This is a genomic window from Rhizobium sp. GW821-FHT14E12 (assembly GCF_058803745.1).
Window position 1 is genome coordinate 277,067 of record NZ_JBXAPH010000004.1, and the last position, 12,834, is coordinate 289,900.

The following is a 12,834-nucleotide window of genomic DNA, read 5'->3' on the forward strand; positions in this document are numbered from 1 at the left end:
GATGTTCTGATAAAAGACCTACCAATAATCATACTAATCGAGAGACACCCCATGTCCCCCATCAACCTCGCTATCGTCGGCGTCGGCAAGATCGTCCGCGACCAGCATCTTCCGTCCATCGCCAACAATGCGGATTTCAAACTGGTCGCCACCGCAAGCCGCCATGGCACGGTCGAAGGCATTCCGGCTTTCACCACCATCGAGGCCATGCTGGACGCGGTTCCCGAGATCGATGCGGTCTCGCTCTGCATGCCGCCGCAATATCGCTATGAAGCCGCCTACAAGGCGCTCCAGGCTGGCAAGCATGTTTTCCTGGAAAAGCCGCCGGGGGCGACGCTGAGCGAAGTTGCCGATCTTGAGGCGCTCGCAAAGACAAAAGGCGTTTCGCTGTTTGCCAGCTGGCATTCGCGCTACGCGCCCGCCGTCGAAGCCGCCAAGGCTTTCCTCGACGCGACGACGATCAAGAGCGCGCATGTGATCTGGAAGGAAGATGTGCGTCACTGGCATCCGAACCAGGAATGGATCTGGCAGGCCGGCGGTCTCGGTGTCTTCGATCCGGGCATCAACGCGCTGTCGATCGTCACCCACATCCTGCCGCCGCTCTTCCTGACCGGCGCCGTGCTGGAATTCCCCGAAAACCGCGATTCGCCAATCGCCGCCGACCTGCAATTCAAGAGCGGCCAGGGGCTTCCGGTTCACGCCGAATTCGACTGGCGCCAGACCGGCAAGCAGAGCTGGGATATCGTCGCCGAAACCGAAGCGGGCCAGATGGTGCTCGCCGAGGGCGGCTCGAAGCTCTCCGTCAATGGCGAACTGACGTTCACCGCGCCGGAGGCCGAATATCCCTCGCTCTACCGCCGCTTCGCCGAGATCGTCAAAGCCGGCACGTCGGACGTCGACCTCGCACCACTACGCCATGTCGCCGATGCCTTCATGCTCGGCAAGCGCAAATTCGTGGAAGCTTTCCACGACTAGGCTCGATTGACCGGTGAGATGCGCCGCGCCACATGCTAGAGTGGCGCATCTTCATTTGTCAGGGAGATTGCGATGTCCTCGGAAAGCGGGCGAAATTTCGGGCTGGGCGTCGGCAACAAGTGCGTTACCCTTGCTGTACCGAATGCCCGATGGCAGGAAGCCTACACGCTCGAAGCGGCAGCCATTCGCAAGGCACTCGGCGATCTCGCCCTCGATATCCAGCATATCGGCAGCACGTCGATCCCTTCGATCAAGGCGAAGCCGATCATCGACATTGCCGTCGGCGTCAGACGCTTCGACGACGGCTTGGCGTGCATCAAGCCGATGGAGGAGATCGGCTACTGCTATGTCGGCACCGATCTCGTTCCCGACGATCATATTTTCGGCCGCGATGTCGAAGGCCAGACGCGCACGCATCTTGTTCATATCGCTGAATATAACAGTATCAACTGGAATCAGTGGATTCGATTTCGCGACAAGCTCCGTGCAAATCCCGATCTGGCACTGGCCTATGAAATGCTGAAGATCGACCTGGCCGGAAAATATGCCGACAACCGCGCCGCCTATACGGCGTCGAAGAAAGACTTCATCGAAAAGGTTCTTGCGAACAGCAGCCCGATCTGACGTGCTGTCTTATCCCTGTCGCGTGTCGCATATCACGACCTGGTTGTGTCCTCGGGCTTGCCCTTCGCAAAGCTGATGCTGATCGTCCTCGCCCGTATGAACCCGCAGAGCCCAAAACAGGGTCGCAGTTCAATCTCAACATCCTCGGGATGCGGGTCGCGGCCATAGTATGGCCGCCTGTCTTTTCGCTCGGGCGCCAACCGAACCGTAAGGCCGTTCAGAACATTTTGATGGCTGAAATTCTCGAACTGAAGATCGGCGATATCGGCCAATAAAAAGGTGACAACGACATGTTTGGCAATATCGAACGGATCGTTGCTCCAGGTATGGATTGAGATCGAACTCCGGGAGCGACGGTTGAATATGACCTGCACGATCTCGGCATCGTGGAACTCCGGATCGTGGCCGAAATATTCCGTAAGTTCTCTACCGCCCGGTATCTCATACCAGGGAACTTGATCCTTTGCCTGATAGTTGAACTCCATCACGCCTTCTTTTCCCAGCGGCCTTCCTGGGTCTGCTGCCAATAGGTGAGGTTATGCCCCTCGCCCTTCAGCTTCTTCCATTGCGCGCGGGCGCCTTCCAATTGTTCCTGATCGTAACCGTCGAAGATGAAGACGACGCGCTGGTAGGTGTCGATATCGGCGGCTTCGGCGCCGTCGATGAAGAAGCGGACGCTGGCACTGTCCAGATTGTCCGGCGAGACGGTCAGGAGGACCGGCTGCTTGTCCGCCATTTCGCTTTCATCCGTGCCATGCGGCAGGAAGCTGTCCTCGCGATAGGTCCAGAGATGGGCATCGAGCGCATCGCGCCTGGCAGGCTCGCGCGTCTGGATGGCAACCTGCCAGCCGCGCTCGACACTCTTGTCGATCAGCGGCGGCAGGGCATCTTCAAGCTTCGATTCGGTCAGGTGATAGAAGAGAACGTCGGTCATGCCGCCTCTCCTATCTCAAACACGTCCGAAGGTCACGATTCGTAGTTCTCGCGAACCAGCTCGTCGAGCAGGCGCACGCCGTAGCCCGAACCCCAGGACTGGTTGATTTCGTCCAGTGTGGAACCCATCGCCGTGCCGGCGATATCGAGATGCGCCCAGGGCGTTTCCTGCACGAAGCGCTTGAGGAACTGCGCGGCGGTGATCGAGCCGGCATAGCGGCCGCCGGTATTCTTCATGTCGGCGAACTTGCTGTCGATCATCTTGTCGTAGTCCTTGCCAAGCGGCATACGCCACAGGCGCTCATTGGTGACAAGGCCGGCGGCGGTGAGCTGGTTTGCCAGCTGGTCGTCATTGCTGAACAGGCCGGCCTGCAGATTGCCGAGCGCAACCAGGATCGCGCCGGTCAAGGTCGCCAGGTTGATCATGAATTGCGGCTTGAAGCGGTCATTGGTGTACCAGAGCGCGTCGCAGAGCACGAGCCTGCCTTCGGCGTCCGTATTGATGATCTCGATTGTCTGGCCGGACATGGAGGTGACGATATCGCCCGGACGCTGGGCATTGCCATCGGGCATGTTTTCGACCAGGCCGATGACGCCGATGGCGTTGACCTTGGCGCCGCGTGCAGCAAGCGTGTGCATCAGGCCGGTCACTGCGGCGGCCCCGCCCATGTCACCCTTCATGTCTTCCATGCCGGCGGCGGGCTTGATGGAAATGCCGCCGGTGTCGAAGACGACGCCCTTACCGATGAAGGCGACCGGCTTCTCCTTCGCCTTGCCGCCCTTCCATTGCATGATCACCAGGCGCGGCGGACGCACGGAACCCTGCGCCACACCAAGCAGTGCACCCATGCCGAGCCGGCGCATCTCGCGCTCCGTCAATATCTCCACTTCGACGCCGAGCTTTTCCAGCGCCTTGGCCTTGGCGGCGAACTCGACCGGGCCAAGCACATTCGGCGGCTCGTTGACGAGATCGCGCGCCAGAATAACGCCGTCGGCAATCGCTTCCGATGCGGCGAAAAGCTTCTTTGCGGCCGCGGCATCCGGGGTAACGATAGTCACCTTCACGGGTTTCTGCGCACCGTTCTTGTCGTCGTCATCGCCCTTCTTCGTCTTGTACGTGTCGAAGCTATAGGCGCGCAGCAGCATGCCGAGCGCAAAATCGGCAGCCGCCTTGCCACCGGCTTCCACGCCGGGCAGATCTATGAAGATCGCAGCCTTTTCGACATTGCGGATCCGTGCCGCCGCAGCCCCACCGAGCTTCAGCCAGTCATGCGCGTTCAGTTCCTTTGCCCTACCGGTGCCGATCACGATAATCCGGTCGACCGGCGATCCCTCAGGCGCAACAATATCGAGACTTGCCAGGCCCTTGGCCGTGAAACGAGCGATGCGTGCGGCCTTGGCGAAAACATTCGCCGGATCGGCGCTTGCGGCCCCTGCAGGCGATTCGCTGTCCGTGTCTTTCAGCAGGATAGCCAGACCGCCATTCAATCGAACCGTTTTGGCAAAGGAAATCTCGAATTTCACAGACATTTCTGCTCCGATATATATGTGTATCGCAAAATAGAATTATAGACTTCGATCATTCAAGCTTTCCCCCTCAAATACAAGCTTTTGGCGAGACATTCGGCAAAGAAGCGTCCACTGCCACCTTCAAATCCCTGTCATCTATTGTCGCTAACCTATTGGCGCATGCGTTGCGTGCCGCCGCCTGCCCGGCGTTGTCACCGACAGGAACGCTACCTTGATCATCGATTTCAGCACCTTCGATCGCCAGGACCGCTTTCCCGAGATCCTGCGACCGCGCACGGCCGGCGACGCGTTCGTCGCTCTCTTCTGTCTATGGTGGATACTGCTCGGGTTATTTTCGATTTTTCCACAGATCGATCTCGCCGTCGCCAATCTGTTCTTCCTGCCAGAACAATGCATCGTCCCTGTCAAAGCCAGCCAGATCTGCGGCATTTTCCCCTATGGTGACGATCCGCATATGCGCCTGCTCAGGGAGATATTCTTCCAGCTTCCCTACATTGTCGCCGCCGTCCTCTGTTGGATGCTGATCCAGTGCTGGCAGCATCACGGCGCAACGTTCAAGACCTCGCGAGCCTGCAATTTGAAGATTGCGCTCGGCTCGCTGCTTCTCGGCCCCGTGCTGATCGTCAATCTCTGGCTCAAGGCGTTCGCAGGCCGCCCGCGGCCACGACAGACCGACCTCTTCGGCGGCACGCTCGATTTCGTTCAAGCAGGTTCCTTCGCCGGGAAGTGCGTCAGCAACTGTTCGTTCGTCTCCGGTGAAGCGGCAGCGGCCGGCTGGCTCTTCTGCCTGATCTTCATCATCCCGCAGCCGGCCCGTACCGCTCTTGCGCCGCCGGTCGCAGTCATCTCGATCCTCATTCCAACCCTCAGAGTGGCTTTCGGAAGCCACTATCTGTCGGATGCCGTGCTTGGCTGGCTCTCTTCCCTCGTCATATTCGCGGCACTTATGGCTCTCTCCCAAACGACACACAGCAGAAGAATCTCAGAAAATTAACGAATTTTTTGCGAGTGGGTTGTCGCCAAAAAAACGCAAACAGCGTAGAGGAGGATGAATCTCTGCCGGCTCGCCCGATGGAGCGTTGCGTTTAAGGGCCGGCATGAAGTTATTCGAAACATATATCGTACGGCGTGTCGGCATGATGTTCCTGGTAGCGCTGCTGCCGGTGCTCGCTATTATCTGGACGACTCAGGTACTGCAGCGCATCAATCTCGTGACCGACAGCGGCCAGTCGATTGGTTCGTTCGCGAAGCTTGCGACCCTTATTCTGCCGACCATCATTCCCGTCGTTTTGCCGTTCGCATTGGTCATCGGCATCACGCAGACCCTGACCGCGATGAACAGCGATTCGGAGCTGACCGTCATGGAAGCGGCAGGCGCGAGACGCAGCATCATCATCCGCCCGATCATGATTCTCGCCATAGCGATCAGTGTCTTCTCCTTCCTCGTTGACAATATGGTAGAGCCGAAGGCTCGCGTCGCTGCCCGACAAATGGTTGCGGAAGCCTATGCCGACCTGCTCTCGACAGTGATCGAGGAGAAGAATTTCCGGCGCATCGAAGACGGGCTTTACGTGCAGATCACCCAGCGCATGTCGGGGCGAATCCTGAAGGGCCTGTTCGTGGTGGATTCGCGCGATCCGGCTTTCGATCTCATCTATTATGCCAAGGAAGGCGCCGTCGATGCGAGCGGTTCGTCGCTGCTGATGAGGGACGGCGAAGTCCACCGCAAGACGTCTGATGGCGACGTCTCCGTCATCAAATTCGATTCCTATTCCTTCGACCTCTCCGACATGACGCAAAGCCGTGGTCAGGCAACCCTGCGCGCCGGCGACCGCAGTCTCGGCTTCCTGCTCAATCCTGATCCGAACGATGCGGATTATAAGGCCAAACCGAGCGGATACCGTTCCGAATTGCATCGGCGCCTGACCGATTGGGCACTGCCAGCCATTTTTGCCCTGATATCCCTGGTGATTGCAGGCGACGCGCGATCCCATCGCGAGGCACGGCTGCATCCGATGGTATCGGCGCTCACTATCGCTTTTGCACTGCGATGGGCGGATTTTTACGCGGCCAACCAAATTGAGACGGCCCCCTATTTCGTCGGCATCCTCTATGGGATCAATATCGCCGCAACGCTGATTGCGATCGTCCTGCTGTTCAGGAACCGACGAATGTCCATGCCGGTGTCGATCCGCAACCGTTTCGGTAGCTGGCGGCAGAAGCTTCAGGAGCGCATCCCGACGCCCGGCAGCTCGAATGGGGGCGGCGCATGATCTTCAGCACGCTTGGCCGCTACTTCTTCACGCGCTATATCGCCACGACGCTCTGGTTTTTCCTCGGCGTCACCTCACTGGTGTATCTGATCGACTTCAGCGAAACCGCTGGCCGGCTCGCTGGCCTTCCGGGATACACGGTCAAAATCGGCCTGCTGATGACGGCGGTCAGATTGCCGTTCATCATACAGCAGACGGTGCCGTTCATCGCCCTCTTCGTCGGCATGACCGTGTTGATCACGCTCAATCGCCGCCGGGAACTGGTGATCGCTCGCGCGGCTGGCATCTCCGTCTGGCAATTCATGACGCCTTTCGTCGTCGGCGCCTTCTGTGTCGGCTTGCTGACCATGTTCGCTATCAATCCGGTTGCGGCGTGGGGTCAGCGGCAGGCGGAAACGATGGAAGCCGATCTGCGCGGCGACCCGTCCTATCGCAATACACTTTCCATTCCGTGGCTGCGTCAGTCGGATGGCAAAAACGACGTCATCATCGGTGCCAAGGCTGTTCTCGACAACGGCACGACGCTGATGAACGTCGTCTTTATCCACTTCGATTCACAGGGAAATATCATTCTGAGGCAGGATGCCCAGTCGGCTAAGTTGGAAAATGGTTACTGGCTTCTTAACAGTGTCGTCGAGCGCGCACCGGGCGAAATTCCCGCGCACAAGAGCACGACACAGGTACGTACGAATCTGAAACAGGATTTCGTTTCAGAGCGTTTGGCGCAGCCGGAAACCATTGCTTTTTATGATCTTTCTAATCGAATAGCGATTGCAAAGTCCTTTGGCATCTCAACCAAGGCGCTTGAAACGCAATTTCACTCGCTGCTGTCACAGCCATTCCTTTTGGTGGCAATGACGCTGATCGCAGCAACCGTGTCCCTAAAATTCAGTAGATTCAACCAATCGCGCTCCGTGATTCTGGGTGGAATCCTCTCAGGCTTCGTGCTTTATGTTGTCACCGTGCTTGTAAAAGCATTTGGGAGCAGCGGAGTGGTTCCTCCCTTCGTGGCGACATGGATACCCGTGATCGTCGCTTTAGCATTCGGAGCAACGATCCTGCTTCATCAGGAGGACGGCTAGTGGCGGGCGACCGCAAGAGTATCAGAAAGTTTGTGGCTGCCCTTATTACGGGCACGGCTGCATGCGCGTATATCATGAGCCCGGTCGTAGCTTACGCCCAGGCTACCAACAACAATGGCGGCGCCGGTGCTGCGACCGCTCCTGTAAAGGTCAACGTACCCGACGGCTCCAAGCTGATCCTTTCGTCCAACGAATTGGTCTACAACAAGGACAACCAGATCGTCACCGCCACCGGTGCCGTGCAGATCAACTATGGCGGCTACAAAATGGTCGCCCAGAAGGTTGAGTATAATCAGAAGTCCGGTCGGATGACGGCAATCGGCAATGTCGAGCTGATCAGCCCCGACGGCAATCGCATGTACGGTGACAAAATGGATGTCACCGACAGTTTCTCCGACGGCTTCGTCAATGCCCTGCGCATCGAAATGCCGGACAATACCCGCATGGCCGCCGAAAAGGGCGAACGTGTCGGCGGCACGCAGATGATTCTGACCAAGGGCGTCTATACGGCCTGTCAGTCCTGCTCCGAGCAGGGTCGCGCACCGCTGTGGCAGGTCAAGGCGCAGCGCGTGGTGCAGAATGGCGTGACGCATACCGTCCGCCTCGAGCATGCCCGCTTCGAACTGTTCGGCCAGCCGATCGCCTATATTCCGTGGATCGAGGTTCCGGACAATACGGTAAAGCGCAAGTCCGGCTTCCTGTTCCCGTCGATGAGTGTTTCCCAGCACCTCGGCTTCGGTCTGAAGGTTCCGTACTACTACGTCATCTCGCCGAGCATGGACGCCACGATCAGCGCCACCGGCTACACGAACCAGGGTCTGCTGCTGGAGGGTGAATTCCGGCAACGCCTTGAAAACGGCACGCATACTCTGCGCGTCGCCGGCATCAGCCAGATGGATCCCAGCGCGTTCACGTCCGGGACCACCGATGCCGAGCACAAGACTCGCGGCATGATCTCCTCCAAGGCGGATTTCAGGATCAATCCTCGCTGGACCTTCGGCTGGGATGTCATGGCGCAGAGCGACAACAACTTCTCGCGCACCTATGGGCTGGATGGTCTCAACCAGAGCACCCATACCAACCAGGCCTACCTGACCGGTCTCGGCAAGCGCAATTATTTCGATATGCGCGCCTTCTACTACCAGGTCCAGGACTCCGACAATAACGACACCGCCACGAAGCAACAGGCGACCGTCTATCCGAGCGTCGACTATCACTATGTCGATCCGAAGTCGGTCTATGGCGGCGAATTGTCGGCAACCATGAACTTCACGCACCTGTCGCGTAATACGACATCGGTGCTCGATGCCACCAATACTCTCGGCGACTCCAGCCTGAACGACCGCTATCTCGGTCTTTCCGGCGATTATACGCGCCTCAGCACCGAGGTGCAGTGGCAACGTACCTTCACCACGGATCAAGGTCTGGTGTTGACGCCATTGGCGGCACTTCGCGGTGACGTCTACGGCCTCGACATGGATGCGCCGGGAGCCGGCACTTATTCCGGCAATTACGACACGAGCGATTATGCCACGCGTGGCATGGCGACGGCCGGTCTTGAAGCGAAGTATCCCTTCCTCGTCACCACCAGCAACAGCACGCATGTGTTCGAGCCGATCGCACAACTCTATGTGCGTCCGGACGAGCAGCTTGCCGGACGTCTGCCGAATGAGGATGCGCAAAGCTTCGTCTTCGATGCGACCAACCTGTTCGATCGCGACAAGTTCTCCGGTTTCGATCGCGTCGAAGGTGGCACGCGGGCCAACGTCGGTTGGCGCTACACCGGCAGCTTCGACAGTGGCTACAAGTTGCAGCATATCTTCGGCCAGTCCTTCCAGCTCGCCGGCCGCAACTCCTTCGCAGAGACTGATCTTGCCGGCGTCGGCACGGATTCGGGACTTGAAACCACCCGCTCCGACTATGTGACCATGTTCGGTATCACCACGCCGCAGGGCTTCTCGCTTTCGCAGTCCTATCGTTTCGACGAAAAGGATTTCGCGTTCCGTCGCGGCGATACCACGGTCGGCTTCGCCAACGATGTCTTCCAGACCACGGCGACCTACACCCACATCGCCGCACAGCCGCAATATGGCTTCACCTCGGATCAGGATGAAATCCAGACGCGCGCCCAGATCAAGTTCAAGGAATATTGGTCGGTGTTCGGTACGGTGAACTATGACATCAACGATAGCGAGATCACTCGCCAGGGCGTGGGCCTCTCCTATGAGGACGAGTGCACGATCTTCAGCGTTTCCTTCCTGAACAAGAAGGATTCGACGAGCGCCTCGGCAAGCGACTGGTCGATCGGTGCCCGAATCACGTTCCGCACGCTCGGCGACGTCAATCTCGGCAACACTCAGGACGCCACGTTCTGACCTATCAAACTCCAAAAGAGGGCCGGCTCCACAAGCCGGCCCTTTTTGTTTGAAACCGGCCTCCACTCCCCTCCGCGTCATTGTTTCGCCGCAAGGATTTTGCAATTCGTCGTGCTTGTTGTAGACATGTGGCGCAAAATTGCCGTATTGCGCGAACGGCGTCCCGATGTGACGCAGTGCGGATAAGGACCTTTGGGAAGGGGTAATTGATGTTCTCTGAAAAGACACCGATGCGCGCTGTGCTATTCGGAGCCGCGGCGCTGATCATGGCCACGTTCGCCATGCCGAGCAGCGATGTTGCCTTCGCAGCAAGCGAGGTAAAGGTCGTTGTCAACAATTCGGTGATCACCTCGGGCGATATCGCCAAACGTGTCAACTTCCTCAAATTGCAGCACCAGAAGGGCGACCTCAACAAGCTGGCACAGGAACAGCTTGTCGACGAGACGCTGAAGCGCGCTGAAGTCTCCCGCGTACGCATGTCGGTCTCGACGTCTGACGTCGACAGCGCCTTTGGCCGCTTCGCCGCGAGCAACAAGATGTCGCCGCAGCAGCTTGGTCAGATCCTCGACAAGATGGGCGTCGGTGTCGATCACTTCAAATCCTATATCGCCGTCTCCATGAGCTGGCCGCGCGTCGTCAATGCCCGCTTCGGGTCGAATGGCGGCAACCGCCTGTCGAACGACGACCTCGTGACGCGCATGACGGAAAACAAGACAAAGCCGGTCACCACGGAATACTTCCTGAAACAGATCGTCTTCGTCGTCCCGGCCGCGAAGCGAAATGCCATTATCAACCAGCGCAAGGCGGAGGCGGAAGCCTCGCGGGCCAAGTTCCCAGGTTGCGATCAGGCGAAGGTCTTTGCCGCGACGATGCGTGACGTTTCCGTTCAGGATCTCGGCCGCGTGCTGGCCCCCGATCTTCCCGAAATCTGGAAGCCGCTGCTTGAAAAAGCCCAGGGCAATACGACCACCCCTGTCGTCACCGATCGCGGCGTTGAATATGTCGCCATCTGCTCACAGCGTCAGGTGAACGACGACGTTGCCGCCGCGGCCGTCTTCCGTGCCGAAGACATCGGCAAGGCGGGCGCCCAGGGCGCCAGCGCCAACGACAAGAAGTATATGGATGAACTGCGCTCCAAGGCGCAGATCCTTTATCGCTGATCGCCGCGATGCCGCAGCACTTTTCCCGCCCCCTCGCGCTGACGCAAGGGGACCCGGCAGGTATCGGACCTGACATCACGCTCGCCGCCTGGCTCCGCCGCGGCGAGCTTTCTCTGCCGCCCTTCCTCTTTCTCGGCGACCCAAAGATCCTTGCGGCGCGTGCCCTGCAATTGAACCTGGATGTCCCCCTGCGGGAAGCAGACGCATCGACGGCCTGCCATGTCTTTACCGAGGCCCTGCCGGTGCTGCCGATCGCCGCCGGTGCGACCGTAGTTGCGGGCGAACCGCATGTCGCGACCGCCAAGGCCACCATCGCCGCCATAGAAACAGCGGTCTCGCTCACCATGAACGGCGATACCTCCGCCGTCGTCACCAACCCGATCGCCAAATCCGTTCTCTACGATGCCGGTTTCGGCTTTCCCGGCCATACCGAATTCCTCGCCGATCTTGCGACACGCGCGACAGGCAGACCGGTGATGCCGGTGATGCTGCTGGCCGGGCCGAAACTGCGGGCCATACCCGTCACCATTCATATTCCGCTCAAGGACGTGCCTGGCGCGTTGACGGCCGATCTCATCATCGAGACCTGCCGGATCACCGATCACGATCTTAGAACCCGCTTCGGCATCGCCAAGCCACGACTGGCGGTCGCCGGGCTCAATCCGCATGCCGGCGAGAACGGCGCGATCGGCAAGGAGGATGAGGAGATCATCCGCCCGGCGATCGACGTACTCCGCAATGAGGGCATTGATGCCTTCGGTCCCCTTCCCGCCGACACGATGTTTCATGACGACGCCCGCCGTCGCTATGACGTCGCCATCTGCATGTATCACGATCAGGCCCTGATCCCGGCCAAGGCGCTCGGCTTCGACGATTCCGTCAATGTCACCCTCGGTCTTCCCTTCGTCCGCACCTCGCCCGACCACGGCACAGCCTTCGGTATCGCCGGCAAGGGTGTCGCCAAGGAGGATAGCCTCGTGGCCGCCCTCAGGCTGGCAAGCGAGATCAGCCGCCCAACAGGAAGCACTCGCTGATGCCTGCACTCGACGGTCTGCCCCCGCTTCGCGATGTGATCCAGCGCCATGGCCTCGACGCGCGCAAGGCACTCGGCCAGAACTTTCTGCTCGATCTCAACCTGACCCAGAAGGTCGCCCGCACCGCCGGGCCGCTGGAAGGCGTGACCGTCTTCGAAGTCGGCCCAGGACCGGGCGGACTGACACGCGCCATCCTGGCGCTCGGAGCCGCCAAGGTCATTGCCGTGGAGCGCGACGCGCGCTGCCTGCCGGCGCTCGCCGAAATCGCCGATCACTATCCCGGCCGGCTGGAGGTTATCGAAGGCGATGCGCTAAAGACGGATTTCGCGGCCATGGCGTCGGAAGGCCCGGTGAAGATTATCGCCAACCTGCCCTATAATGTCGGCACGCAATTGCTGGTGAACTGGCTATTGCCCGACCATTGGCCGCCCTTCTGGCAATCGCTGACGCTAATGTTCCAGAAGGAAGTCGGCCAGCGGATCGTCGCCGACGAGGATGACGATCACTACGGCCGTCTCGGCGTTCTCTGCGGCTGGCGTACGAACGCCCACATGGCCTTCGACATATCGCCGCAGGCCTTCTCGCCACCACCGAAGGTAACCTCGACGGTGGTGCATCTGACGCCCAGGGAAAACCCGATCCCTTGCTCCGTCGACAAGCTGGAAAAGGTGACGCAGGCAGCCTTCGGCCAGCGTCGCAAGATGCTGCGACAGAGCCTGAAGCCGCTCGGTGGCGAAACGCTGCTACAGAAGGCCGATATCGACCCGCAGCGACGCGCCGAAACGCTCTCAGTCGAGGAGTTCTGCAGGCTAGCAAATTGCCTCTGATCGGATCGGAGTTTCCGATCG

Annotated in this window: 12 protein-coding genes; 9 read left to right on the forward strand and 3 right to left on the reverse strand. The window is 59.3% G+C overall.

The annotated features are described in order from the left end of the window. The first annotated feature begins 51 nt into the window (after window positions 1–51). On the forward strand, window positions 52–975 hold the full coding sequence (locus tag AC1RO0_RS18180) for a Gfo/Idh/MocA family protein (RefSeq protein WP_498594233.1): 924 nt from the start codon (window positions 52–54) through the stop codon (window positions 973–975). 72 nt (window positions 976–1,047) lie between these two features. Continuing rightward, window positions 1,048–1,599, forward strand: coding sequence for a GrpB family protein (locus AC1RO0_RS18185; protein WP_498594234.1), 552 nt, complete (start codon window positions 1,048–1,050; stop codon window positions 1,597–1,599). Window positions 1,600–1,631: 32 nt separating this feature from the next. Here the strand turns inward: AC1RO0_RS18185 and AC1RO0_RS18190 are convergent, their stop codons facing one another. Genes AC1RO0_RS18190 through AC1RO0_RS18200 form a run of 3 tightly spaced genes read right to left on the reverse strand, consistent with a single transcriptional unit; the run spans window position 1,632 to window position 4,062 of the window. After that, window positions 1,632–2,084, reverse strand: a complete 453-nt coding sequence (locus AC1RO0_RS18190) for an Imm50 family immunity protein (RefSeq protein ID WP_498594432.1) — start codon at window positions 2,082–2,084, stop codon at window positions 1,632–1,634. After that, the gene (locus AC1RO0_RS18195) at window positions 2,084–2,533 is read right to left on the reverse strand and encodes a DNA polymerase III subunit chi (protein ID WP_498594235.1); all 450 of its coding nucleotides are present in this window, start codon (window positions 2,531–2,533) and stop codon (window positions 2,084–2,086) included. The genes AC1RO0_RS18190 and AC1RO0_RS18195 overlap by 1 nt, the downstream gene beginning before the upstream one ends. Window positions 2,534–2,565: 32 nt before the next feature. Next, a complete protein-coding gene (locus AC1RO0_RS18200) occupies window positions 2,566–4,062 on the reverse strand; it encodes a leucyl aminopeptidase (protein ID WP_498594236.1) in 1,497 nt (498 codons plus the stop codon). Between the two features lie 211 nt (window positions 4,063–4,273). On the opposite strand from AC1RO0_RS18200, the gene AC1RO0_RS18205 reads away from it, so the two are divergent. The 7 genes from AC1RO0_RS18205 (at window position 4,274) to rsmA (ending at window position 12,813) form a co-directional block, all read left to right on the forward strand. Then, window positions 4,274–5,056 (forward strand): phosphatase PAP2 family protein, encoded by a 783-nt coding sequence (locus AC1RO0_RS18205; RefSeq protein WP_498594237.1) that lies wholly within the window; start codon window positions 4,274–4,276, stop codon window positions 5,054–5,056. A gap of 103 nt (window positions 5,057–5,159) precedes the next feature. Beyond that, window positions 5,160–6,335 carry an LptF/LptG family permease gene (locus AC1RO0_RS18210; RefSeq protein ID WP_498594238.1) on the forward strand — a complete coding sequence of 392 codons (1,176 nt, stop codon included), beginning with the start codon at window positions 5,160–5,162 and terminating at the stop codon, window positions 6,333–6,335. Next, window positions 6,332–7,417, forward strand: coding sequence for an LPS export ABC transporter permease LptG (gene lptG / locus AC1RO0_RS18215; RefSeq protein WP_498594239.1), 1,086 nt, complete (start codon window positions 6,332–6,334; stop codon window positions 7,415–7,417). The genes AC1RO0_RS18210 and lptG overlap by 4 nt, the downstream gene beginning before the upstream one ends. 74 nt (window positions 7,418–7,491) lie before the next feature. Next, window positions 7,492–9,792 carry an LPS-assembly protein LptD gene (locus AC1RO0_RS18220; protein WP_498594240.1) on the forward strand — a complete coding sequence of 767 codons (2,301 nt, stop codon included), beginning with the start codon at window positions 7,492–7,494 and terminating at the stop codon, window positions 9,790–9,792. 209 nt (window positions 9,793–10,001) lie between these two features. After that, window positions 10,002–10,952 (forward strand): SurA N-terminal domain-containing protein, encoded by a 951-nt coding sequence (locus AC1RO0_RS18225; protein ID WP_498594241.1) that lies wholly within the window; start codon window positions 10,002–10,004, stop codon window positions 10,950–10,952. 8 nt (window positions 10,953–10,960) lie between these two features. After that, the gene (gene pdxA / locus AC1RO0_RS18230) at window positions 10,961–11,986 is read left to right on the forward strand and encodes a 4-hydroxythreonine-4-phosphate dehydrogenase PdxA (protein ID WP_498594242.1); all 1,026 of its coding nucleotides are present in this window, start codon (window positions 10,961–10,963) and stop codon (window positions 11,984–11,986) included. Further along, the gene (gene rsmA / locus AC1RO0_RS18235; protein WP_498594243.1) at window positions 11,986–12,813 is read left to right on the forward strand and encodes a 16S rRNA (adenine(1518)-N(6)/adenine(1519)-N(6))-dimethyltransferase RsmA; all 828 of its coding nucleotides are present in this window, start codon (window positions 11,986–11,988) and stop codon (window positions 12,811–12,813) included. Before pdxA ends, rsmA begins: the two co-directional genes overlap by 1 nt. Window positions 12,814–12,834 lie beyond the last annotated feature (21 nt).